Annotated in this window: 24 protein-coding genes; 11 read left to right on the top strand and 13 right to left on the bottom strand. The window is 63.9% G+C overall.

Annotated features, from left to right (window positions below; translation table 11 throughout):
* Window positions 1-40: 40 nt before the first annotated feature.
* On the bottom strand, window positions 41-601 hold the full coding sequence (locus tag G3480_RS08875; protein WP_164653518.1) for a Uma2 family endonuclease: 561 nt from the start codon (window positions 599-601) through the stop codon (window positions 41-43).
* 35 nt (window positions 602-636) lie between these two features.
* Complete coding sequence (locus G3480_RS08880) at window positions 637-846, bottom strand: addiction module protein (RefSeq protein ID WP_164653519.1); 210 nt, start codon at window positions 844-846, stop codon at window positions 637-639.
* Between the two features lie 110 nt (window positions 847-956).
* Here G3480_RS08880 and G3480_RS08885 point away from each other — a divergent pair, with 110 nt between their 5' ends.
* Entirely contained in the window at window positions 957-1235 is a 279-nt protein-coding gene (locus G3480_RS08885) for a type II toxin-antitoxin system RelE/ParE family toxin (protein ID WP_164653520.1), read from the top strand.
* Window positions 1236-1529, top strand: a complete 294-nt coding sequence (locus G3480_RS08890) for a HigA family addiction module antitoxin (RefSeq protein WP_164653521.1) — start codon at window positions 1236-1238, stop codon at window positions 1527-1529.
* 6 nt (window positions 1530-1535) lie between these two features.
* On the opposite strand, the gene pglX is transcribed toward G3480_RS08890, so the two are convergent.
* The 9 genes from pglX to G3480_RS08935 form a co-directional block, all read right to left on the bottom strand.
* Complete coding sequence (pglX, locus tag G3480_RS08895; RefSeq protein WP_164653522.1) at window positions 1536-5177, bottom strand: BREX-2 system adenine-specific DNA-methyltransferase PglX; 3642 nt, start codon at window positions 5175-5177, stop codon at window positions 1536-1538.
* 5 nt (window positions 5178-5182) lie between these two features.
* Entirely contained in the window at window positions 5183-5395 is a 213-nt protein-coding gene (locus G3480_RS08900) for a type II toxin-antitoxin system HicB family antitoxin (RefSeq protein WP_164653523.1), read from the bottom strand.
* A 5-nt stretch (window positions 5396-5400) separates the two neighbouring features.
* Window positions 5401-5586, bottom strand: a complete 186-nt coding sequence (locus G3480_RS08905) for a type II toxin-antitoxin system HicA family toxin (RefSeq protein ID WP_164653524.1) — start codon at window positions 5584-5586, stop codon at window positions 5401-5403.
* Entirely contained in the window at window positions 5583-5843 is a 261-nt protein-coding gene (locus G3480_RS08910; RefSeq protein WP_164653525.1) for a YgiT-type zinc finger protein, read from the bottom strand. The genes G3480_RS08905 and G3480_RS08910 overlap by 4 nt, the downstream gene beginning before the upstream one ends.
* A 43-nt stretch (window positions 5844-5886) precedes the next feature.
* Complete coding sequence (locus G3480_RS08915; protein WP_164653526.1) at window positions 5887-6306, bottom strand: type II toxin-antitoxin system VapC family toxin; 420 nt, start codon at window positions 6304-6306, stop codon at window positions 5887-5889.
* 7 nt (window positions 6307-6313) lie between these two features.
* Entirely contained in the window at window positions 6314-6547 is a 234-nt protein-coding gene (locus G3480_RS08920) for a hypothetical protein (protein WP_164653527.1), read from the bottom strand.
* 93 nt (window positions 6548-6640) lie between these two features.
* Window positions 6641-7018: an endonuclease domain-containing protein gene (locus G3480_RS08925; RefSeq protein WP_164653528.1), complete on the bottom strand. Its 378-nt coding sequence runs from the start codon at window positions 7016-7018 to the stop codon at window positions 6641-6643.
* Window positions 7019-7490: 472 nt separating this feature from the next.
* Window positions 7491-11702, bottom strand: coding sequence for a BREX system serine/threonine kinase PglW (gene pglW / locus G3480_RS08930; protein ID WP_164653529.1), 4212 nt, complete (start codon window positions 11700-11702; stop codon window positions 7491-7493).
* Between the two features lie 1564 nt (window positions 11703-13266).
* Window positions 13267-13500: a HypC/HybG/HupF family hydrogenase formation chaperone gene (locus G3480_RS08935; RefSeq protein WP_164653530.1), complete on the bottom strand. Its 234-nt coding sequence runs from the start codon at window positions 13498-13500 to the stop codon at window positions 13267-13269.
* Window positions 13501-13580: 80 nt separating this feature from the next.
* Here G3480_RS08935 and G3480_RS08940 point away from each other — a divergent pair, with 80 nt between their 5' ends.
* From G3480_RS08940 to G3480_RS08965, 6 genes are all read left to right on the top strand, one after another.
* Complete coding sequence (locus G3480_RS08940) at window positions 13581-14126, top strand: HyaD/HybD family hydrogenase maturation endopeptidase (protein WP_420824615.1); 546 nt, start codon at window positions 13581-13583, stop codon at window positions 14124-14126.
* Window positions 14127-14567: 441 nt separating this feature from the next.
* A complete protein-coding gene (locus tag G3480_RS08945; RefSeq protein WP_164653531.1) occupies window positions 14568-14999 on the top strand; it encodes a hydrogenase expression/formation protein in 432 nt (143 codons plus the stop codon).
* Between the two features lie 18 nt (window positions 15000-15017).
* Window positions 15018-16130: a hydrogenase small subunit gene (locus G3480_RS08950; RefSeq protein ID WP_164653532.1), complete on the top strand. Its 1113-nt coding sequence runs from the start codon at window positions 15018-15020 to the stop codon at window positions 16128-16130.
* Window positions 16127-16789, top strand: a complete 663-nt coding sequence (locus G3480_RS08955) for a hypothetical protein (RefSeq protein ID WP_164653533.1) — start codon at window positions 16127-16129, stop codon at window positions 16787-16789. Before G3480_RS08950 ends, G3480_RS08955 begins: the two co-directional genes overlap by 4 nt.
* Window positions 16786-18090, top strand: a complete 1305-nt coding sequence (locus G3480_RS08960; protein ID WP_164653534.1) for a (Fe-S)-binding protein — start codon at window positions 16786-16788, stop codon at window positions 18088-18090. The genes G3480_RS08955 and G3480_RS08960 overlap by 4 nt, the downstream gene beginning before the upstream one ends.
* A 66-nt stretch (window positions 18091-18156) precedes the next feature.
* Window positions 18157-19887, top strand: a complete 1731-nt coding sequence (locus tag G3480_RS08965; RefSeq protein WP_164653535.1) for a nickel-dependent hydrogenase large subunit — start codon at window positions 18157-18159, stop codon at window positions 19885-19887.
* A gap of 73 nt (window positions 19888-19960) precedes the next feature.
* Here the strand turns inward: G3480_RS08965 and pgl are convergent, their stop codons facing one another.
* The gene (gene pgl, locus G3480_RS08970) at window positions 19961-20665 is read right to left on the bottom strand and encodes a 6-phosphogluconolactonase (RefSeq protein WP_164653536.1); all 705 of its coding nucleotides are present in this window, start codon (window positions 20663-20665) and stop codon (window positions 19961-19963) included.
* Between the two features lie 272 nt (window positions 20666-20937).
* On the opposite strand from pgl, the gene G3480_RS08975 reads away from it, so the two are divergent.
* From G3480_RS08975 to G3480_RS08985, 3 genes are all read left to right on the top strand, one after another.
* A complete protein-coding gene (locus G3480_RS08975) occupies window positions 20938-21936 on the top strand; it encodes a response regulator (protein ID WP_164653537.1) in 999 nt (332 codons plus the stop codon).
* Window positions 21937-22302: 366 nt separating this feature from the next.
* On the top strand, window positions 22303-22662 hold the full coding sequence (locus G3480_RS08980; protein WP_164653538.1) for a TusE/DsrC/DsvC family sulfur relay protein: 360 nt from the start codon (window positions 22303-22305) through the stop codon (window positions 22660-22662).
* A gap of 21 nt (window positions 22663-22683) precedes the next feature.
* The gene (locus G3480_RS08985; protein WP_164653539.1) at window positions 22684-23715 is read left to right on the top strand and encodes a serine hydrolase; all 1032 of its coding nucleotides are present in this window, start codon (window positions 22684-22686) and stop codon (window positions 23713-23715) included.
* Window positions 23716-23803: 88 nt separating this feature from the next.
* Here G3480_RS08985 and G3480_RS08990 read toward each other — a convergent pair whose 3' ends face one another.
* Window positions 23804-24226, bottom strand: coding sequence for a BLUF domain-containing protein (locus G3480_RS08990; RefSeq protein WP_164653540.1), 423 nt, complete (start codon window positions 24224-24226; stop codon window positions 23804-23806).
* Window positions 24227-24524 lie beyond the last annotated feature (298 nt).

The following is a 24524-nucleotide window of genomic DNA, read 5'->3' on the forward strand; positions in this document are numbered from 1 at the left end:
CTCCGATAGCCTCGGTTGGGCACGCTGCGCTTTGCCCAACCTAGATTTCTTCGATCTCCTCGTAGATCAGGTCGAGCGGTAGCCTGATAGCCAGACAGTCGAGCCCGAGGTCCCCGTCGGTCAGCACCTCCGCGGCCCAATCACGCGAGCGGCGATAGTGCCAGACCTCGCGCCGCGTCTGGCTCACCAAGAGATAGTCCTGCAGGCTCGGCAGGGTCGTATAGGCCAGGAACTTCTCGCGCCGGTCGATCCGCTCGGTCGATTCGGACAAGACCTCGACGATCACGCAGGGCTGGGTGCAATAGTAGGTCTCGCGGTCGTCTGGATCGCAGCTCAGCAGCAGATCCGGATAATAGAAGATGTCCTGACCCGCGATCAGTAAACGGATCTTCATGTCGTTGGAGAAGAGCTGGCAGCCGCGACCACGGATGAGCGGGCGCAGCCCGGCCACCAGATTGGAGACGATCAAACCATGCTGGCGGCTTGCGCCGGTCATGGCATAGATCTGACCGTCGATGTATTCATGGCGCAGCTCACCGCCCTCCTCGGCGGCGAGATACGCCTCGACGCTGAGCCTGGAAAAAGGATGCGTGGCGTGCATGATGTCGGTCCTCTGTATCCGAATCTCTCGACTGCTCACCGTGGACGTCTTGCCTTCAGCTCCTCGAGCGAAAGAAACACGGCCTCACCGGCGTCGACCTTGCGCTGCCGCTCCTCCAGGATCTCTCTGTGCCAATCAGGTGTCTCAAGATCAACGGGCGCCTGGCTGAGCGAGTCCCACAGCAGCTCCATGGTCTGAATCTTTTCCTCCACCGTCATCTGATCGAGTTGTAGGTTGGGTTTCATCATGCCTCCTGGATTGATCGATGATTTCGGCAATGATCAGGATCTTGCGGACCAGTTCAGATGCTCTAGCGCCAGTAGTTGCGCAGTGCGCAACATGCTACGATTGCCGCATGATCCAGTCGTTCCGACACAAAGGGCTCAAACGGTTCTACGCGACCGGCTCGACAGCGGGAATCCAGCCTCATCATGCCAAACGCTTGAAAATGCAACTAGCCGCCTTGGATACGGCCACAAGCATCGAGGACATGGATATCCCAGGCTTCAAGCTCCACCCGTTGAAAGGAGCCGACACAGGCCGCTGGTCGATCTGGGTGAACGGAAACTGGCGTATCACCTTCGAGTTTCAAGAAAGCCATGCCTATATCCTTGACTATGAGGATTATCACTAAATGCCCATGCACACACCCCCGCATCCTGGCGCGTTCATTCGAGAAGTCTATCTGGAGCCATTCGGCCTGACGGGACGACAGCTTGCGGCAAAGCTCGGCGTTTCAGCGTCCACGTTGAGTCGCATACTGAAAGGCAACAGCAGCATCAGCTCCGAAATGGCCCTCCGGCTCTCCAAGGCCCTGGGCCGCAGTCCCGAAAGCTGGCTGGCCATGCAAAATCAGTACGACCTCTGGCAGGCCCGGAAATCGGTCGATCTCGATGCCGTGCAAAAGGTTGAGCTTCGCGTTGCTTGAGCCGCATCACCGCCCGCGCCCCCGCCGCACCGCCGCCGGCTCCCACGCCAGCAGCGCGTCGCGTGACAGCTCCAACTGGCGCAGCTCTTCGAGCAGAAAGCCCGCGTAATAGTCACCCAGCCGCTCGCCGAATTCCGGATCGAGGGCGTTGTGCCATTGCTTGAGCCAGGGGGTCAGCTCGTCGAGGGCGACCAGCAGGGGCGTGAGCCGCGCAGCGTCCCAGCCGTCCTGCTCCTTGCGCTCCAGGTACCAGGCGGCGATGGCCTGGGCGCGGCTCAGATGATCGAGCCCGGCCCAGCCGATGACGAGGCTGGTGTCGCCGGGGCGCTCACAGCCCGGCAGGCTGAAGAAGCGCTCCTTGGGCACGTCGAGCTTACCGCGCAGGCCCCAGTAGCTCGGCTTGCGGAAGTCGGCGGCGGCGTACTTGGGCGGCAGCGGGATGTCGCCAATCTCGCTGGCCTTCAGCGCCCGGGCCTCATCCTCGGTGAGATGGGCCGGGTCGGCGGGATCAAGCATGGTGCGGGCGTCGATGGCGTCCTCGGCGCGCTGCTGGTCCCAGGTCTCCTGCCAGGCGCGGAATTTCGGCATCGCCTTGGGCTTGTAGCGCGCGGCGGCCATCTGCGGGACCTGATCGGACTCGACTAGCTCGGCGACCAGGGCGCGGGCATCGAAGGTGTCCGAGCCGGTGTAGAGGGCGGCGACCTGCTGGAAGGCGGCGTCGTGACGGGCGCGCTCGGCGAGTTGGGCGACGGTGAGCAGTTCGGGGGCGTGGCAGAGTCCCTCCAGATGATCCAGCAGCCAGTCGCGCAGGGCGCGGCGCTGGCGGCCCTCCCAGGGCTCACGGTTCCAGCGGCGCTTGTACTCGGGCTGCTCGACGAGTCGAATCCAGCGGTTGTCGGCGATCGCCTGGAGCCGGCGCTCGGTCAGGGCGCGGTAGTCGTCCGGCCAGTGCGCGGGGATCTCGGTGATGGGGGTGCTGTTGTGGCGCTGGAACCAGGTCGTCTCGGTTTCGCCAGCGGCCAGACGGCGGGCGAGCAGGATCTCGAAGGGGCGCTCGCCGAGACGGATCTCGGGCGGGGTGGCGTCATAGCAGAGGTCCGCGTCGGTCAGGCCGTAGAGCCGGTAGTTGAGCCAGTCGAGTTCTTCCTGGAGGGCGATCATCTGGCGCGCGATAGACTCGGATTGGGCTTGGGCCTGGTCGAGCATGGCCGAGAGATCCGAGGCGCTCCATTGAGTCGAGAGGACCTTGGCGGGGTCCTGGTCGGCTAGGCGTTGGGCTGAGTGGTCGAGGGCTGTTGCGAGGGTGCGGGCTTTGCTCTCGGGGTCGGCAGGAACGGGGAAACTCTTCATCCCGGTTCCAGTGAACTCACGAAATTCCTCCCACTCCGCGCGGCTTTCCTGGCCTATACCGCCCTGCCCTTTGCCGTGAAAAACCTGTTTCATCCAGAACATGGCGGTCGAGCTGTTGAGCAGACCCAGCAGCGCCAGATGATCGTCCTCGCTCGCCCCGGCGGGGAGCTTGATGACCGGCGCCTTGCTGTTGACTACCGTTCGCGACCGAATTAATGCGAAATGGTTGTGCGTTGCAACATTGGGAAAGACGACAAGAAAGCGACTGAGAAACCTCTCGGTAAACAGCATCGAATACTCAAACCAACGAAGCCCTCTCTCAGATTGTGTTTTCCCAAATGCAATCCGCGTTTCGAGCAAGATTCGAAAAGGCCAGAGTCTCCAAATCAGATCCACGCCGATGTCTTTAAGCGCCCGTGCGGATTCGTCATAGGGATAAATCACATCGTTTTCGGACGTGATGCTCCAATCCCGAACGTCCTGTCCGACAACGTGGGGCAGTACGGTGTTTCTCGGCAACCCGCCCCTGCGAGTCCCCAACGGTGGATCATAGATGTCATCGGCCCGAATGACGGATACCGCACCGATCTCTTCGGCGGCGTCAGCAAGGCGACTTGTGCATTGGCGCTCAATTAACTCCATCAACTGCGTCGCACCGCCACCTCCGACACTCCAAGGATGCCGCGCATACAGCCCCCGCTCCTGATCCACCACGCTGACGAACGCGCTCTCACTCCCTGGCCGCTCCAGCAGCTCCACGATCGACCGCCACACCAGCCCCTGCGCCGCATCCTCCGGCGTGCTCGGCTCACCCCGAATCCCCAGCACCGCCCGTACCCGCTCGCCCTCCGGCTTGCGATTCCGCCCGAAGAGGATCACCGTCGGCGTCCCATGCCCCGGGATGTAGGCCCCGGAGGTGTCGATCACATGGGTCAGATCCTTACGCGGCAGATAGGCCTCGATCAGCTTCTTGCCGAACTCGCGCTTCATGAAGGAGTTGGCGGTGATGAGGCCGACGAAACCGGCCGGGCGGTTGTCCTCCGCCGGTAAGGTCAGATCAAAAAAACGCTCGGTGAAGGGCACGCCGAGCGAATATTGACGATGACAAGTCGGGTACTTCACCCGATACGCCTGATTGAGCGCCTTGTCCTTGACGGTGATATAGGGCGGATTGCCGACGACGACCTGATAGCGCTGCCCGAGGATGCGCTCGAGCTTGTCCCGGTCCTCGACCTCGAAGCAGTGGGCCAGCGGGTCGTCGAGCAAGTCGCCCTGATTGCCCTGCCCCTCCCACTCGTGGCGCGGCCCAAGCAGCAGCGAGTCGCCGACGGCGAGGTTGAAATGGAAGTCAGGCGCGTCCTTGAGCCGCTCGCTGCCGGCCGCCTTCATGGCCGCGATCAGCAGCCGGAAGCGGGCGATGGCGACCGCGTAGGGATTGATGTCGACCCCGTGGATGGCGTCGAGCGCCCGCTGGGCCAGGGCGCGGGCGTTGGTGGCGGGCTCGCGCCGTTGCCACTCATCGAACAGCCGCTCGAAGCCGGTCAGCAGGAAGTGACCCGACCCACAGGTGGGGTCGATGAGTTTGAGCCCTGGCAGACCGAAGGCGGCCTTGGCCGGCTCCAGGCTGTAGTCGAGGATGAAGCGTTCGACGAACTCCGGGGTCTGCAGCAGCGCATAGCGCTTGCGCACGCTCTCGGAGAGGTCCTGATAGAGATCGCCGAGGAAGCGGGTGTCCCAGCCCCCATCGGAGCGGTCGTCCGTGAAGTCGTGGACGATGGCACCGGTCGCGGGGTCGAGCCGCTGGAAGAAGTCGATCAGTGCCTTGGCACCGTCGGCCGAGAGCGGCAGCCGCCAGAGCGGGTTGTGGGCGCGGTCGAGCAGCTCGCCCAGCGCCGGCAGGGTCTCCAGCTCGGTGAAGACGGCGAGCAGATAGTCGCGCTCGGCATGGGTCGGGTGCGCGTTGAAATAGACCGTCATCCGGTCCTTGGCCTGCTGCAGGGCGCCCTGCCCTGAGCTGTCCGCTGGCCCCGAGAGCATCGGCATGTCCAGCAGCCCGTTGTCCTCCAGGAAGCGCACGAAGACGCTGGTCAGCACCCAGGCGGCTGCGGCCTGGGTGATCTGCGCCTCGCGCCAGGCGACGAAGTGCTCGGCGGTGCGGCTGGCCTCCTTCGCCTTGGCGTACTCCGATTGGAGGTGCGCCTCCAGCTCCGGCCGGGTCTGGGAGTAGGCCAGGATGTCCTGCTCCAGCTTAGGCAGCAGGGACTGTAGGTCGGCGAGGAGGTGTTTGGGATGGATCATGAGCGTCAGGCGGCCACTTCCACGTACTCGACTTGACTCTTGGGGAGGGGGGGCGTGATCCCATCTTCGCGCATCCCCTCCAAATGGAAGGCGATGGCCTCCTTGATCTCCTCCTCGACTTCCTCGACCGTCGCCCCAGTCGCAATGCAGCCTGGGAGATCAGGGACGTAGGCGGAGAAATTGCCCGCCGCTTGCTCGATGACGATTGCGTAGCGCATAAGGATCAGATCCAACCTGCTTGTTTGAAGATGCTGTTTCTGGTTCCCGGCGCGACATCATCGCTCGGTTTTCCGGGAACCGTCACGCGGCCTGGCTTGGTCGGGTGCTTGAATTGACGATGGCTTCCCTTCGTGGCAACCAAGTACCAGCCGTCCTCCTTGAGCCTGCTCAAGATCTCGGAGATCTTCATTGGCTAACGCGCCGCTCGAATTCCTGCACGGCGACCTGGACGAAGCGCGTCGGCTGCTTGCGATGCTCGGCGATGTCGCGATGATCGGCCTCGATCTGCTTCAAGACCCCGATGTCGAAATACTGCTCCCCACAGTATTCGCACTCGAGACAAGGCACCTGCTCGACGAAAAGCAGCTCACCATTGTGCTGATGGATGTAACGGGTGGTCTTGGACGTCAGGTTGCGGTTGCCGCAGAAGCTGCATTGCTCGGCCATTGCTCAGTTGCCTCGCTCATAGGAATTCTTGAATTTGGGAGGCTCAGCCATGCCAATCCCTGAGATGGCGAATGCCCGGCAGCGCCTGGGCCTTGCGGTGGTAGGGATCGTCGGCCGTGATGAGACAGGCCTCCGACTCCAGGGCGACCGCGTGATAGAGGGTGTCGAAGAGGTGGTGCCCGAGATCGATGGCAAGCGTGCAGGCGTGCGTCAGCACAGGGGCATCGCCGCGCACCGGTAACACCATGGCCTCCAACAGCGCGAGGTCCCGCTGGGCACGCTCGGGCGTCGCGCGCGCCATGACGGCCGCGATCTCGATCAGCCAGTGCGGCGGCTGCAGGACGGGCTGATCACCGCGCACGACGCTGGCCATCAGCGCGGTTGCCTGCTCGGTATCGGCCTCGCGCTCTGGATCCTGAAAGAGCCATCTGATGATGACGCTGGCGTCGATGACCAAGATCATAAGTGGATCATGGCCGGCCCGATTCGCGTGCCGCGCGGGCGGCGACGTCGGTCAGCGCAGGCCGCTCGGCGCGTGCCGTCGTCAACTGCTCGAAGGCGACCTGGCGCCGACGCTGCTGCTCGGCCTCCGCGATGGCCTGCCGCATCAAGCGGGCGATCACGGCGCTCTTGTTCTGCCCGGAGAACTCGCGGTTGAAGGCGTCGCGGATGTCGTCCGGGATGCTGAAGTTCATGGTGGCCATTCAGACATCCGGTTGTTGAGATTTTCGACAATCGTAGTTGGTGGGCAGGCGTCGGACAAGTTCTGGGAGAAGCCCCCCTTTAAAGCCCCCCCTTTAAGAAAGGGGGGGTTGGAGGGGATTCTCGCTAGCGGCACGGTAAATCACCTCCACCACTGCGTCCGTCTCCCTCAAGACCTGACGGCTGTCGAACCGAAGCACTCGCAGGCCAAGCTGCGCCAACCCCTGATCCCGCCTTGCGTCCTTTGCTTTGTGCTGGGACTCCAGATGCTGACTGCCGTCGATCTCGATCACGAGGGCGGCCTTGGGGCAGAAGAAGTCCACGATGAAGTCGAGGAGCGGTTTCTGACGGTAGAACTGCAGTCCATGGATCTGTTTGCGACGCAGACGCTGCCACAGGACTTGCTCGGCATCGGTCATGTTGGAGCGGAGGTGGCGGGCGAAGGGTTTGAGTGCGTTGTTGTATGGCTTCAAAAGAAATCCCCCCAACCCCCCTTTTACAAAGGGGGGCTTTATCTGCTGCTCGGCCTCTCCCCTTTGATAAAGGGGGGCTTTGTCTGCTGCTCGACCTCTTCCCTTTGATAAAGTGGGAGCTTTGGTTCGGTGCTTCGTTTCCCTGATACGACGCGTCCTACAGGATCTGCTGCCCAGCCTCCCCCCTTTATCAAAGGGGGGACCGAGGGGGGATTAACCAAGCACTCGGAATCCGCGCAAATTCCCGACTGCCCGCGCCGCTCGGCACGCTCACACCTTCGATGACGGCACCTGGCGTGGCGGTCTCATTGGCGATGAGCAGCAAGAGGGTCGGCCTCCCCCCCTTTGACAAAGGGAGGCTTTATCTGCTGCTCAGCCGCTCCCCTTTGATAAAGTGGGAGCTTTGGTTCGGTGCTTCGTTTCCCTGATACGACGCGTCCTACAGGATCTGCTGCCCAGCCTCCCCCCTTTATCAAAGGGGGGACCGAGGGGGGATTAACCAAGCACTCGGAATCCGCGCAAATTCTCGACTGCCCGCGCCGCTCGGCACGCTCACACCTTCGATGACGGCACCTGGCGTGGCGGTCTCATTGGCGATGAGCAGCAAGAGGGCCTGTGCCCGCGGGTCCTCCTCCAGATGACGCCGCAGATCCCCGAGCCAGCTGTCGACGAGACCGTAGCGGGCGATGAGCCCGGCATCGGTGAGCAGGACCGGGCGATCCACGGCCTTGAGTTCCTCGGCCATCGCCGGCAGGACGCGGCGCACCAATCCCTGTAGCCGCGACCAATCGACGCTGCCCGGATCGGCGGCATCGGCCTTGAGCACCACCTGCCAGTTGGGCGGATTGGCCATGCCATCGCACAAGGCCCGCAGATGGCGCAGCAGCAAGGCATCGAAGCTCAGGATCTCCAGCCCGAAGGTCTCGGCAAGATGCGCTTGCGCGCGCCGCCACAGCTGAAGACGCACCGACAGCGCCAGGAAGCGCGCCGAGTCGAGGGCGTTGCGGACGCTGTGCTCGAAATGCTTGAGATCACGCGTGGCGGCGGCCGCGCCCCCGTCGTGCAGGCTGTAGTGGAGGCTGGTCCGGGTCGCGGCGAAGGTGCTGCTGCCGGAGCCGAGCACGCCCGCCTGGGGCAAACAGTAGAAGCCGCGCTTGCCGCCGTGCTCGGCCTGCGGGTCCCAAACGAGGCCCAGCTCGAGCTTCTGCAGCAGGGTATCGAGCTGCGGGCGGCCCGGCAGCGGCAGGGCCTCCGGATAGCGGCCTTGGATGCGATCCTGGACCTCGGCCACCGAGAGCCTGGGCGTACCGAGCAGGGCACCCTGGGCTAGCTCGAGCGCGCGGTCAGCGGGCATCCCCTTGGGATAGAGTTCGGCCCGGCTCGAGAGCGCGGCGCCTTGCGCGGCGGCGACGGCGAGGCGCAGCAGGCGATGATTGCTGAGGGCGGCCAAGGTGTCCGGCGCCGGGAGTGCGCGAATGCGCTCGAGGGTGCGTGCGGGCGACAGCAGGGGCTGCTGCTCGGCGCACTCGTCGGCGAGCTGCCCGAGGGCCTCGGCATAGTCGGCCAGCGCTTCGCCCTGCCCCTGGGTATCCTCGGCAACCAAGACGCGCTTGCCGCAACGGCGCAGCACCCAGCGCGACTCCTGACGCGCGAGCTCGGTCTCGATCGCGGCACGCACCACGGCCTGCGCCCAGCGCTCGCGCGTCGGCGAGGGCTGCACCGAGCCGCGCCGCAGCAGCACGGCCTCCCCCAGCTCGACCGCGGTCATGACGCCGCCTTGGTCGGAGAGCAGGCGGGCGATGTCGTGGCGCAGCTGAGTAATGAACTTGTTCTTACCCCATTGGCTCAGGACGCGGGATTGGAGCTCCCGCGCTTGGGTCGATTCCATGCCGAGGGTTGCACCGACCATGAGCGGCGTCGGCCAATGCACGTTTTCCGTTGTGCGGTTTGTGTCGCTGTCGAGACGGCCGAGGTACTCGGTGAGGAAACGCTGGCGGTCCGGGTCGGTCGCCTTGGTCGGCGTTGGCCGCAGGGCGCGCATGAGCTGGTCGACGCTGATCGCGAGACCTTCCGCCCCCGTCGCAGCAGGGGTGATGCGAGGCCCCTCCGTCCGATCGGCCTCGGGTGGGGTACCGATCGCGACCAGGCGCGCCTGCAGGCTGGCAATCACCTCCGAGAGTTCGCGCCGGGTCTTGGTGCCAACGCCGGTCATGCGCACCAGCTCGTTGCGCGGGAGCCGGATGAGTTCCGCGACGCTGTTGATGTTGAGCCGGCTCAGGGTATCCAGGGCCTGGGCCGAGAGCGGCAGCAGACCGATCTGGGTGTCGAGCTGGGCCTCGCCGATCGGACAGCGCGCGGTCTCGTCCTCCGCCTCTGGGTGCCGGGTGGTCTCGCGGGCGGCCTGGTGGAAGAGCTGCAGCCAGGCGCGGCGCATGTCTTCGGCATTGCCGAAACGCGTCTTGACGTCACGGGCGAGCGCCGTGCGGAAGAAGGCGGTCAGGCCCTCGCGCACGCTCGGGTCGAAGACGGCGGAGTTGATCTCGAGCGCGCCTTCGATCAAGGGCGGCAGTCCGTCCGTTTCGGCCCAGTGTGGCAACCCACCGGTCGCCATCTCGTAGAGGGTCAGGGCGGCGGAGAAGCGCTCGGCGTAGTCGTCCCAGCGTCGGCGGCCCGGATCGCGGATGAAGGGATCCATGTAGGCCAGGGTGCCGGCGGTGAAGTTCTCCGGGCTGGTGCCGGTGAGCGAGAAGTCGAAGAGCACCAAGTGCAGCTGGCGGCCCTGTTTCATGAGACCGATGTTGGCCGGTTTGATGTCGCGGTGGGACAGCCCCTTCGCTTCCAGGTGGCAGAGGGCGCTCAGGAGGTCCTCGCCAAAGCGCTCCAGCAGCTCGAGCTGGATGGGACCGAGGGCGCGCAGGCGCTCCGCCAGGTTGCCCTCGGCGGCATAGTCGAGCAGCAGCCCGGTGTGACCGAGGAAGTCGTGGGTCTCGTGGTAGGCGATGATGGCCTGATGCCGCAGCTTGTGGAGGGTCTCGCCTTCCTGGCGCAGACGCGCGTTGTGCTCGGATGTGGCGGCGAGCTTGAGCACCCGCTCCTGGCCCTTGTGGTCGACGACGAAGGCGACCGAGCTGGCTCCGCGCCCGAGACGCTTGCTGACGCGGATGCCGCCCTCGAAGGTATCGCCGGGGCGTGCGGCGGCCGGGTCGCTGCGGCGCTCGCTGTCAGGTCGCGTCAGCTCGTCCTCGACCGCGATCAGGTTGTCGAGAAACTCATCGACCGAGCCAGTCCGGCAGCTCGTGTCCGGATGCGTGGCGTATTGGACGAGATATTGCAGCTCTGTGCGGGCGCCATTGAGCGCATCCGTGACCTGCAGCCCCTTGCCACCGCTGAGCTTGTCCTGCAGGTCCAGATCGCTCGCCGCGGGCGGCTGGCCGGTGAAGAGCAGATAGGCGATGGCGCCGAGCGAGAAGACGTCGAGATAGACGCTGTCGCTCGCCGCACCGCCGAGCGCTTCGGCATGGGCCTCGAGCGCGAGGTAGGGACCGGCCTCATCCTGGAGAACGCAGCTCAGATGGCTGAGCGCCAAAAGTGTCTGCGTCTCGCTCGGCAGTCCACGCCGGGCGGTGGCCCAGTTGGCGATCCGGGCCGTGAGCGTCCCATCGGCCTCGCGGCGCGCGAAGATGCTCTGGGGGCTGAGCGCCCGATGGTAGAGCCGCTTGCAGTGGGCGAAGCGCACGGCCTCGGCGATCTGGCGCAGCAGCGCCAGGGCGTCCTGGGTGTCGAGCGGCTGCCCGGACCCGCGCTCGACGAGGAAGTGATCCAGGCGCACGGCCGCGGGATCGTGCTCGTAGACCAGGGCGGGGCCTTGGTCGTGCTGCTGATACTCGCGCGCCTGGAGGATGCCCGGATGCTCGATCCCTTCGAGCAAGCGGTGCTCGAGCCGCGCGGCCTGGCGCAGGGTCTCGGCCTCGGGCTCGGGCCGACCTAGGGTGAGATAGATGCGAATGCGCCGCTGCACACCGGTCTCGCTGTGGTGGGCGAGCCAGTCCTGGAAGTGGTCCGCCTCATCGAGCAGCTCGCCGAGTTCATAGAGACCAACACGGCGCGCTCGCATGGACTCCTTGATGCCGGCTTCTTCCAGCGCCCGGGCGACGGCCTTCGAGGTGGGCCGGTCGAGCTTGCGGTGCTTCCAGTCGTGGTCGATCCGGCAGAGTGCATCAAGGATGTTCTTGCGGGTGCAGACATTCAGCCGCGCCGGACCTTGCAGCTTGTTGACGACGTTCTCGGCGGAGAGCAAGACAAGCGTGTCGATGAAGGGAATGCGCTCCTTCCCCTTCAGCGCCGAGCGCTGGCTCTCGAGCAGCGACTTGAGCTTCTTGGCCTTGCGGTCGGCGAGCAGGCGGGGATTGTCGAAGACGCGGCGGCGGCCCTCGTGGCTCCAGACCCAGCTGCCGGCGTCCCCGCTGATCTCGCCGGGGCGGGACTTGATCTCGACGAGAAAGAGACCCTTGGGGGTCAGGACGAGGACATCCACCTCGTTGATAGCGCCACCCTGAGCGATGAATTCGAAATTGGCCCAAGCGCGGTAGGGCTCGTGATCGGGCAGGCTCTCCTTGAGAAAGGCGAGCGCCTCACGTTCCCAGGCGAAATCCGAGGGAGTGATCTGCTTCCAGAGCTTGTCCATGCAATCGCTTAGCGGGTGTCATTGAAGAGGCGGAGCAGTCCAGAGCAGAAGCGTCCGTTCTAGCCACGATCAGATTGGGCGTGGACCCGAGCATGGCAGCATCGCTAAACACTCAGGCGCTGAAGCACGGCGACGAGCGCGCCATTGGCCGCTCCGGCACCTGAGCATTAGCGGCGATGATAGCAAATGTCCGACATGCCCTGGATGCGAGAAGATCGATAGGAGTCTTGGAGCGAGGGATCAAGAAAAGCCGTCCACCGAACCGCGCCGGGCGAACAGCCGCGTATCGCCAACCCCAAGCCCGATGCACTCACCACCTATCGGTTTTATGTAGCCAGGGCTTTCAGCCCTGGCAAACCAGGCCAGGATGGCCTGGCGACGAAGGCTTGGAGCAGCTGTTCCGGTTGATTTCGGGAAACCGATAGGTGTTGAGCCCGATGCAGCCGCGCCTGGACATGGGGTCCACCTTATGGCGCCCGAGCAAGACCGGATCCTATTGTCACCCGAGCGCCTCGATCGCTTGCTAGACCAGCTCGCGGCGACCGCCTAAATTGGCCAAAGCCGAGTTGACTCGACAATAGATCTGAAGCAGGCCAAAAAGGTCAAAAGATGTCGTCTAGAGCCGCAAATCCCTGAAACCACGCCTGCGCAGCAAGCAGCGTGCTAGAGTCTAGCTGTAGAGGCTAGCAAGCTTTGGATCTTGAACGCGCCCCGCCGCTCGTTGCGGGGCCAACGCGAGGGCCTTGGGGCTACCTCGCATCCAACCAGGAGACCAGAATGAGAAGATCGGGGTTTCGGGCGGCCGCCATCGCCGTATCCGCACTGCTCAGCGTCGGCTTACCCTCAACGCTCTGGGCCCAGCCGGGACAGGGGTACTCCCAGGGCGGACAGCGCCAAGGCCCACCTCAAGGTCAAAGCCAGGGGCAGGGCCAACAACCTGGGCAGAGTCAAACTCAGGGTCAGCGCCCAAGCCAGGGGCAGAGCCAGGGTCAGCCCCCGAGCCAAGGGCAGAGTCAAGGGCAGCCCCCTAGCCAGGGTCAGCGCCCAAGCCAAGGGCAGAGCCAGGGCCAGCCCCCGAGCCAAGGGCAGAGTCAAGGCCAAAGCTGGGGACAAGGCCCCTCGCAAGGGCAACGACCGGGGCGGGGATCGGGAGGTCCGAACCAGAGTCAAGGTCCGGGGCGTGGCGGCTATGGCGGCAGCGGCCCGAACTACGATGGTGGCCGAGGGCCCGGCGCTGGCTCGGGTCCGGGCTATGGCCCTGGAGGCGGTCGCGGACCTGGGGGAGGCTATGGACCCGATCGCGGCTACGGCCCCGGGTACGGTCCAGCACCCGGCTATGGACCACCGGGACCAGGCGGACGCCCGCCTTATGAACAGGGACGCTATGGACCGCCTCCCCGCTAGTGATTGACTCGATGTGGGTCCTTGGCCTGCAAGACGGCTGAATCGCAACGGCCCCTTGCGCTAAAAAGAGAAGCCGGATGGCACCAGCGATCCGGCTTCTTGAGCATTTACGGCAAGTCCCGCGCGATCCAAGACGGCGCGAGCGGCGGACTATGGTGCTTCAGCCACTAGCCTCGGCCGCCAGCATCTCGTCGTAGACCTCCCAAGCGGCGGCGGCTTCCTCTGCCGTCACCTTGTTGATAACGTAACCGAGGTGGACGACCACATAGTCACCGACCTTGATCTCTTCATGCTGCAGCATGAAGAGACTGGCCTCGCGCTCGACACCCTTGGCCTCACAGCGCGCCATGAAGCCGTCGATCGACTCCACTTGCATCGGAATCCCAAAGCACATGGAAATTGCCTCCCCATTGATCCACAGCATTCCATAGCGCAGGCTAGAACGCGTTAGACTCGGACGCAAGGAAAGTTGTCATGCGCCCCCGCCCGCGCGTTCACTCGGAGCACCTGATATTGGCCCCATCAACGCTTATTCTCGGTCTCGGCAACATCCTCATGACTGACGAGGCCGTCGGCGCAGCGGTGCTGAAGCATCTTGAGGCCGATCCGTCCCTGCCGGACGATTGGCTCCTCTTGGACGGCGGCACCCTGAGCTTCACCCTCGCCGGCCCCATTGGCGACGCCCAACGTCTCATCGTAGTTGATGCAGCCGCCATGGGTGATGCGCCGGGAACCGTGCGGATCTTCGAAGGCGAGGCCATGGATCGCCAGCTGCGCACACATGCCAAGAGCGTCCATGAAGTCAGCCTTGCCGACCTCATGGACATGGTCCGGCTAACCGATCAGCTGCCCGCCCAGCGCGCCCTGATTGGAATCGAGCCCGAGCAGATCGGCTGGGGTGAGGAGCTAACACCTCCCGTCGCCACCGCAGTACCTCGCGCGTCAGCGGAAGTACATGCCCTCTATGCGCGCTGGGTCGACACTTCCCCACCGCCCGTCGCCAACCAAAGCGACCCATAGCGCAGCTCGTCATCGGCGATCCGAGGATCAGGGCGAGGCATCGAGATGCGCGTCCGCGAGGCATCCTGCAAGGCCATTGGCGAGCGCCCACAGGAGCGTGGTGCCACTCGCCGCAGCGTCGCTACCACAGCCTCAACGCGACACTCCAAGCCATCACCCTGCAACAGACCAAAGCGACGCTCGACCGGACCGAAGCCTCCTGCGGTCATCTGATGGTCCTGTCCTGACACCCTGCAGGCGGTCTCGGGCGAGGGCGCGGATGCGGGACGGCCCCCGATCCGGCGAAACAAAGGCTTTCGGTTTCGTGAAGTTCACCACGAAAGCCGCGTCGAGGTCGTCAACTTCCCGAATAGAACTGAGCTGCATCAAGAAGCACCAGAGTCCAGCCGCCTAGAATCAACAGACTACCAGCGAGACCAGCCCATGCCAGAGTCGGACCCGATGAGCGCGCATCCTGCCACACCCAATGGCTGCCAAGGCACTCCGCGCAGTTTCGGAAACGCCCTGCCGGTTCTCAATGAGATCCGTCACGCGCTTGAGAAACTCGTCACAACCGGCGAGGAGACGCGAATCGACCTCTCCGCGCTGCCCTTTGGCCCAGGTGATCTGGACCGGTTGACGGACTGGCTTGGCACGGGTGAAGTCGAGGCCACAGTCGACGCCCTCGGCCCCACTCGGGTCCAAGAGACCGCCATCCCCGGCGTCTGGCTCGTCGACTATCACAATAGCGAGCAACAACGGCTCACCCTGCACATCGAAGTCGCCCCCGTTCCCGAGATCCTGCGCCCGCAGCCGCAGGACCTGGCGGATGCGCTCAATCAGCTCGACGCCCGCCTGGAGCAAGAAACAGGCACCACGCCACTATCGTCCTGACACCCCGAAGGAGGGACCATGGCCACCCCAACGCGCCCTGACAAGACCCTTGGCGAGAGCCTGCAAGATCATGGCCTCTCGCGCCGAGGCTTCCTCAAGCTCTGTGCCGCGACCGCCTCCATGATGGCGCTGCCCGCCAGCATGGTGCCCCGCATCGCGGCGGCCCTTGAGCAAGCCAAACGCCCCTCGGTGATCTGGCTGTCTTTTCAGGAGTGCACCGGCTGTACCGAGTCGTTGACGCGCAGCCATGCGCCGACGCTCGAGAATCTGATTCTGGACATGGTCTCCCTGGACTACCACCACACGCTCCAGGCCGCCTCAGGCGAGGCCGCCGAGGCCGCTCGTCTGACCGCCATGGAGGCCAATGCTGGCGAGTATCTGGTCATCGTCGACGGCTCCATCCCCGGACCAGACGCCAATCCCGGCTTCTCGACCGTGGCGGGGCACAGCAATTACGACATTCTGATGGAGACGGTCGAGCACGCCGCCGCCGTGATCGCAGTCGGCACCTGCGCCGCCTTCGGCGGCTTGCCGCAGGCGAAGCCAAACCCAACGGGCGCCATGTCGGTTATGGACCTGGTCAAGGACAAGCCCGTCATCAACGTCTCAGGCTGCCCCCCGGTGCCCATGGTCATCACCGGCGTGCTCGCGCACTACCTGACCTTCGGACGGCTGCCCGAACTCGACGGCTATGGTCGCCCCATGGCCTTCTTCGGTCAGTCGATCCATGACCGCTGCTACCGCCGACCCTTCTACGACAAGGGTCTCTTCGCGGAGCGCTTCGACGATCGCGGCGCCAAGGAAGGCTGGTGTCTGTATCGGCTCGGTTGCAAGGGCCCCACCACCTACAACGCCTGCGCCACCATGAAGTGGAATTCGGGCACCAGCTGGCCGATCGAGTCGGGGCATCCCTGCCTGGGCTGCTCGGAGCCGAGCTTTTGGGACGCCGGCGGCTTCTACGAACCCGTCTCCGTGCCGCTAACGGCAAACCCCGGCACCACGCTGCTAACGGCTGGCGCCGTCGGCGCGGTCGTGGGCGGCACTGCCGCATCAGTGGCGAAACATCGCGTCAAGAAGGCAAACGCGGATCGCCAACCGGTCACCGTCGAAGCGCTGGAGAAGACGCTATGAGCCAGGCGATGGACTTCCTGCTGTGGACCAAGGGTCCCATGTTCACCATCGCCATGGTGATCTTCGCCGTTGGCCTCCTCGCCCGTTTGGTGGAGATCTTCGTACTGGGGCGCGCGACCAACTATGCCGAGCCGCGCGCCAACGAGTGGCTGCCGGGTTTCCGCACGGTCTTGACACGCACGGTTGCCGACCCTGGGACCTTCGAGCGCGCGCCCTTCAACGTCGTCGTCGGCTGGGTCTGGCACATCGGCTTCCTGATGGCCCTGCTGCTCTTCATCCCGCATATCGAGCTGATCAAGGGCGTGCTCGGCATCTCCTGGCCGGGACTCGCGAATCCGGTGATCGACTTCTTCACCGCAGTGACCTTGCTGAGCCTGGTCGCGACCCTGGTGCACCGCATGGCTCACCCCGTGAAGCGGCACATCAGCACGGTCGAGGACTATCTCGTGTGGACGATCGTCTTCCTGGTCGTGCTGACCGGCTATCTCGCCTACCACCGCCTGGTGAGCCCCTACCCGCTCGCCCTCGGGATGCACATCCTCTGCGCCGAGATCTTTCTCATCATGCTGCCCTTCACCAAGCTGACCCACATCTTCACCGCCTTCATCGCCCGCTGGTACAACGGTGCCGCTTTCGGCCGCAAGGGGGTTCAGTCATGAGCGCACAAGAGAGCACCTTGTCATTGGAGCGAGGGCTTGCCGCCTTTCGCGCCGAGATCGATGCCCCAACCGCGGCCTTCTTCTCCAGCTGCGTCCACTGCGGGATCTGCGCCCAATCCTGTCCGTTCTACCTCGAGACTGGCGACCCCAAATACACGCCCATCCTCAAGCTCGAGCCGCTGCGGCGGGTCTGGGAAGCTGAATTCACCCTATGGGGCCGCATCAAGCGGCTCCTCGGGCTGGAGCAGAAGGTCACCGACGCGATGCTGGCCGAGTGGGAGGAACTGCTCTACGACTCCTGCTCCATGTGCGGACGCTGCTCCCTGGTCTGCCCGGTGGGCAACGATCTGGCGTACATGATCCGCAAGACGCGTGAAGGCATGGTGCAGTCCGGGCATGCCCCGGAAGGCCTCATCAACGCCTCCATCCGGGCCGTCACCACGGGCAGCCCCATGGGCCTACAGTGGAAGACGCTCGCGGTCCAGATCAAGCACGTCGAGGCCAGCACTGGCCTCGAGGTCCCGATCGACAAGACAGGCGTCGACTACATGGTGCTGCTCTCCTCCATGGAGATCATCAACTTCCCCGAGTATCTCGAGGCCATCACCAAGATCTTCGATCATGCGGGCGTCACCTGGACGCTCTCCACCGAATGCTTCGAGGCCACCAACGCAGGTATCCAGATCGGCAACAAGGACATCGCCGCCCAGCTGGTCGAGCGCGTCGTCGCCGCTGCCGAGAAGCTCAAGGTGCCCAATGTCATCAGCCCAGAATGCGGCCATGCCTTCACGGCCATCCGCTGGGAAGGCCCCAACCTCATCGGCCGGCGCTATCCCTTCCGGGTCTTCCACATCGTCGAGGTGCTGGAAACACTGCGCGCCGCCGGCCGCCTCAAGACCGAGGGCAAGGAGACGGACCGCCTCTCCATGCACGACCCCTGCAATCTCGCCCGCAAGAGCGGCGTTATTCAGCAACAGCGCAACCTCATGGATTTGGTCGCGGACGACTTTGTCGACCTCAAGGAGCATGGTCGCTATCAGTGGTGCTGCGGTGCCGGCGGCGGCGTCAGCTCCAACGAGCGCGCGGAGCCACTCAAGATGGCGGCCTTCAAGCGCAAGAAGGCGCAGATTGAGGAGGTCGAGCCCGCACGCATGGTCACCATGTGCGCCACCTGCAGGACCCAACTCGAAGAAGGGCTGGAGGAGTTCAACATGGACATCCCGGTGGTCGGCCTGACCGAGATGATTGCGGACCACCTGGTCGAGAAGGATGCGACAGCCGAGGAAGAGCCCCAGGCCTGACGCGAAACGGCCTTCACCGATTAAGGCGGGGTCGGCGCACCCATCCCGCTTAGGAGAGTCCCGAACATGAGTGAACGTCTAGTCGTCGACCCCATCACCCGCATCGAAGGACATCTGCGCATCGAGGCGCAAATGGACGGGGACAACATCGCCCAAGCCTACAGCTCAGGCACCTCGGTACGCGGCATCGAAACCATCCTCCAGGGCCGCGACCCGCGTGATGCTTGGGCATTCGCCCAGCGCATCTGCGGCGTCTGCACCCTGGTGCATGGCATCGCGTCCGTCCGCTCGGTGGAAGACGCCCTCAAGGTCGAGCTGCCGACCAACGCCCAGCTGATCCGCAACCTCATGATCGGCGCCCAGTACGTGCAGGATCACGTGATGCACTTCTATCATCTGCACGCCCTGGACTGGGTCGACATCGTCAGCGCCCTGAATGCCGACCCGGCAGCCACCGCTGAGCTGGCGCAGAGCATCAGCCGCTGGCCCAAGTCCTCCCCTGGCTACTACGCGGACACCCAGAAGCGCATCAAGACCTTCGTCGAATCCGGCCAGCTCGGCATCTTCGCCAACGGCTACTGGGGGCATCCGGCCTACAAGCTGCCGCCCGAGGCCAACCTCATGGCGGTCGCCCATTACCTCGAAGCCTTGGCCTGGCAGCGTGACGCGGCCCGGCTGCATGCCATCTTCGGCGGCAAGAACCCGCACCCCAACTTCCTGGTCGGCGGCGTGCCCTGCCCGATCGACCTGGACTCCGACTCGGCCATCAACGCCTCCAGGCTAGCGCAGGTGCAGGACATCATCCGCTCCATGGTGACGTTCGTGGACCAGGTGTATGTCCCAGATACCCTCGCCATCGCCAGCTTCTACAAGGACTGGAGCACGCGCGGCGAAGGGCTCGGCAACTTCCTCTGCTACGGTGATCTGCCCGAGGGCGGATTCATGGATCCCGCCACCTTCCTCTTCCCGCGTGGCGTCATCCTCGACCGCGATCTCTCGACCATTCACGAGGTGGATCTGCACGAGCAAAGCGAGATTCAGGAGTTCGTCGCCCACGCTTGGTACGACTACAGCTCAGGCAACACCCAAGGACTCCATCCCTACGATGGCGAAACCAACCTCGAGTACGACGCTCGTGGCGGCGTCAAGCCCCCTTATTCGCAGCTAGACGTCGCCGACGGCTACTCTTGGATAAAGGCACCGCGATGGAAGGGAAACGCGGTTGAGGTCGGCCCCCTCGCGCGCGTCCTCATGCTTTACGCGACCGGTCACGAGCAGACCCAAGACCTCGTCCAGATGACGCTCGGCAAGCTCGACCTGCCGGTCGAGGCACTCTTCTCAACGCTAGGACGAACCGCTGCCCGAACGCTCGAGACCAAGATCGTCGTCGATGCCATGCAAGGCTGGTACGACGCCCTGGTCACCAACATCAAGGCGGGGGACACCAAGACCTTCAACGAAACCCTCTGGGATCCCTCATCCTGGCCGCATCAGGCCAAAGGCGCCGGCTTCATGGAGGCACCGCGCGGCGCCTTGGGGCACTGGATCGTCATCGACGGCGGGCGCATCGCCAATTATCAAGCCATTGTCCCTTCGACCTGGAACGCCGGCCCGCGCGACGCCGCAAGCCAAGCCGGCGCCTACGAGGCCGCCCTGCAAGACAACCACCAATTGGTGGACGTCAAGCAGCCGCTCGAGATCCTGCGTACCATCCATTCGTTCGACCCCTGCATCGCCTGTGCCGTACACCTCACGGATCCTGACTCAGGCGAGGACCTGGAGATCAAGATCACCTGAGCGTCACATCGAGCGTCTTGTCCGCCGCCGAGGTGCGCGCCGGACAAGACGCTGGCCCCGCACATCAGCCAAGCTATGGGGGGCAGCCATCCGAGCCACCTGCCGCGGCCGCGTCCATCAAGACCTGGACCCGCCCCTCGGATCGGATGCGGGCGATCGGCAGCTCCTTCCCGGCGCGCCATTGCGCCAGCGCCTCGCGCTTGTCAGCTCCGGTGACGAGGACGAGAACCTGGCGGCTAGATGCGATGGCATCTGGGGTCAGAGACACGCGATCCGGCGGCGGCTTGGGGGCATGATGCACGGGCATCACCAAGACACCCTCGGGAATCTCCCGCCCTGGAAAGAGGCTGGCGGTGTGGCCATCCTCACCCAGGCCGAGCAGCACCAGATCCAGGGGAAGCTGGGACGCGATCAGCTCAGCATAGGCCGCAGCGGCGGCCTCCGCACCAAGCTCGGCGGGGATCGGATGAACATTCGCGGCCGGGATGGGAACTCGGCTCAGGAAATGCTGGTCCGCAGCACGACTGTTGCGCTCAGGGTCATCCGGCCCCAAACAGCGTTCATCACCAAAAAAGATGTGCCATCGGTCCCAGTCTGTCGCCTCGTCTACGAGTAAAGTGTAGGCATTAAGGGGGGTTCGTCCGCCGGCGAGAGCCAGGCAGAAACGCCCTCGCGCAGCAATCGCGTTCCGAGCGGTCGTTAGGATTCGCTGCGCCGCAACGCTGGCCAGTTGGTCTATGGATTCGCAAAGGTTGAATTCGATCTGTGTATCTGCCATGGCAGAGTCCGCCCATGATGTTTTAAAGTCTCAGCGAGTCGCGACCTGGGCCTCTGAGAATCGCGAATGACGGCAAGTACTCCCGACATTGCGCCATCAGCTCGAGAAGAGACGCCGGAGGCCCAAGCGTGGCGTCCCGGAAGAGCCCGGTAAGCTCCGGCGGTCTGCCCGAAAGTTACGAGCGCAATCTCTGATCCACAAGCCATCGCTGCAAATCCGACCGGCCATCTCCGGTCAGCCATTCAACACAATCATTGGAAGTGATGTGACCGATGAAGATACTCCTGGTCGACGATTCGAAATCCGCGCGCTACGCGCTTAGACTCCAACTGCAGCGCCACGGCGTTGAGGTCGATACGGCTGAATCCGCGGAGGCGGCCTTCGTCAAGCTCAAGGGCGCCTTGCCGGATGCCATCTTCATGGACCACATGATGCCTGGGCTCAACGGTTTCGAGGCTTTAGAGGTCATTCGCGAGGATTCGCACACTTCCAACATCCCGGTCGTCATGTGCACCTCTCACGAAGAGCCTGAGTTCGTCGCTCAAGCCAAGAAGAAGGGGGTCTTTGGAATCCTGCCAAAATCCGCCGCGCCCGAACTGCTGCCCGAGATGCTCGAGAAGCTGCAAAGCGCGCTCGGTGTCAGTACCGCCGCGCCTGAGCCCGCCGCACCAACGACCAGCAAGGTCGAAGCCGCCGCGGGACTCTCCGATGAGGCGATCATCAAGATCGTCGATGGACGTCTCGAAGCCCGCCTGTCGAAGATCCTGCCGGCGCTCATCGAGGAGCTGCGCCGAGATCTGAGCGAGGGCATCCTCAACGAAACGCAGCGAATCCTCGACGAGCGCGCCGCCGCCGAGCAAGCGGCCAAGCGCAAGGCCGCACCTCAGCCGAGCATGGCAGACCTCCAGGCGATTTCGACGCGAATCGCGACCGAAACGGTGCCGGATCTCATCAAGCGCGGCCTGCAGGCAGAGCGCACACAGATCATGGAAATCGTCGACAAGCGCCTCCGCGACGCACTCCCCAAAACGGGAAGCGGCCACAACGCCGCTCAAGAAGGCGAGGACATCGCCGCCAAGGCGGTCGCCATGGCTAGACGCGAGTCGCAGGAGGCCATCGACACCGCACTCGCTACCTCGCGCGAGTCGATCCAAGCGGTCGAGCTGTCATTGCAGAAGGCCAAGGGAACCATTTTTGGCCTCATCGCCTTGGCGGCCATCTTGGGCATCGGTGCGGCCGGCGCGGTCTTTGTCCTGCTCGGCGGCGGGTAATTCCACACTCAGAGGCGGGAGCAGAGATTCCCGCCTCGACCGCCCGTCGGATCGCACACATGAACCCGCCGGGCAACGCAGCGGCCCCGTCCCAGGCACTCCGCTTCCGCGCTGAGCCCCGCAGCAACTGGCCGCACCCGCGAGCCCATCAGTCCATCTATCGACGCGGCCGTAGATCGCCCTCGGCCTGATCCCGTCCGCGACCCGAGATAAGCCCTTGACGCGACACTTTCCAAAATCGACACTGACCGTGGCTCTTCGATCGCTCGACACAGACTGATCGAGCTACCACGCGGACTGATCGAACTTAGGTCGAAGGGGCAAACCACACCGACCGATGCACAGCCACATCATCTGGAGGACAACATGGCCCAGACCATGACCGAAATCATGAACCCAGGCGCGACGAGCAAGGATCCGGGCTTCCCCCAGGCGCCCGAGGATTGGAGCAAGAACTCCGCCGAGGCGGCGGCACGGGAAGAAGACATTACACTTTCCGACGACCACTGGGCGGCCATCAAGGCGCTTCAGACCTACTTCGACCGCAACGAACAGCCCAACGTCCGCGAACTGCATGATGGCCTGAACGAGGCCTTTCACGACAAGGGCGGCATCAAGTATCTCTACGAGATCTTCCCAGGTGGCCCCGTCGCCCAGGGCTGTCGTCTCGCTGGATTGAAGCCGCCCGCCGGCGCTGTCGACCCCTCTTTCGGTAGCGTTCAATAGCGACTTTAGAGCGGAGAAACGATGCAGTTTTTCGAGGGCTTCCGGTATCAGGACAGGCTGGATGCGTTCACTGAGCTGGATGATGAGGCTCTAGTTGATTGCCCTCCCTGGGGGGCACTAGAGCCTCGAGCGCAGGAGCGCGATGAGGACGGGTTCTTTCTCAATCGACGTCAATTCCTGGAGGCGCTCGCGGCGACGTCCGCGGGCCTCTTACTGGGATCACCCAGCTACAGGGCGGAGGCGTCGTCCGAGCATCCGCTGCAGCACAAGGTGAACGATCTCGTTAAAGGGATGCGGCGGCAAGGCCTGATCCTTCCCAGCGAAAAGACCTCCTGGTCGGTCTTCGACTTCTCCACCGGAACCAAGCTGGTCTCGATCAATGAGTCCGTGCCGCGTCAAGCCGCGAGCATGATCAAACCCTTCGTCGCGCAGGCCTACTTCTTCCAAGTCTCCCATTCGCGCAAGGTGCGTTACACGGGCGAGGTGAGACGGCTGATCGAGCGGATGATTCAGAAGAGTTCCAATCCATCGACCAACCGGCTGATTGACATTGTGAGCCGCAACCGGTCAGGCCGTGGGCCGCGAGATGTCGAGGCGGTCCTCAAGAAATACGCGGGCGGCGTCTTCGAGCAGACCCGCATCGTCGAGAAGATTCCGCGCGGTGGCGGCACCTACGCCAACAAGGCCTCCGCCCACGACTATAGCCGCTTCCTCTATGCGCTGAAGCACGACACGCTGCCCTACAGCAGCGAGCTTCGGCGCATTATGCGTCTGCCGAATCATGACCGAATCGTCACGCAGGTTCCCAGCATGCCGGACAACATCCGTGTCTGCGACAAGACGGGCTCGACGGCCAGACTCTGCGGCAACATGGGCATCATCGAGGCACGCGACAAGCGCGGGCGCATGCACGCCTATACGATGATCGGCATCATCGAGCGTCGCAGCAGAGCAAAAAATTACGGTCGCTGGATCACACGCCGCAGCAACGCCATTCGCAAGGTCTCCAACCTCGTGTACCTCGAGATGAAGGACCGTCACAACTTAGTGTGAAAAAGCCAGGCAGTCACCTAAGTTCGGGCGACCCCGCATCGCCCCGCCCCAGTTCAGCCAGCTTGCGCTGCGCTCAAAGGCTCGGCGCCTATAGGCTCCCCTGACCAAGCTGCTCTAGAAAACGCTTCATGAGCCTCAGCAGTTCGGAACCCTCCAAGCGTCCCTCCCAAGCGGCAATCAGCTCCTTGCGACGCACCTCCATCATCTCCGGCGGATTGGAGAGATAGCCCATCGACCAGCCACCAAATAGACGCTGCTTGATCGAGGCCACACCAATCAAGACACTGTCATAGTGTCGCCGATCGTTGAGAATCTCGCCGTAGAGCCGAAAGAGGTCGTCTTGCTCGCCCTCCAGCACCTGGATGAAATGACCACCCCCACCACAGAGGACGCCGGTCACGTTCAACGTCTTATTCTTACGCCGCGAACTCTCGAGGATCTGCTTGAGTTCGTCGTCACCAACGCCGCCACTCACGCGGCTCACATACATCATTCGGGTCAGATGTTTCATGCTCTCCGTCCGCTAGGTTCAGACTGTTTGCCCTCAACACCTATCGGTTTCCCGAAATCAACCGGAACAGCCGCTCCAAGCCTGCGTAGCTAGGCCATCCTGGCCTGGTTTGCCAGGGCTGGAAGCCCTGGCTACATAAAACCGATAGGTGGTGAGCTGTTTGCCCAGAATACTTGCGCAATCCGCGCCTATTCCTATGGCAAGCGCCCATGCAGTCTAAGGAACTGTCCATCAACAACTTCCCCCCTTTCGCAAAGGGGGGCTAGGGGGGATTTCGGGCGGCATCGCTCGCATCGGG

The organism is Thiorhodococcus mannitoliphagus (assembly GCF_010915725.1).
Lineage (GTDB): Bacteria > Pseudomonadota > Gammaproteobacteria > Chromatiales > Chromatiaceae > Thiorhodococcus > Thiorhodococcus mannitoliphagus.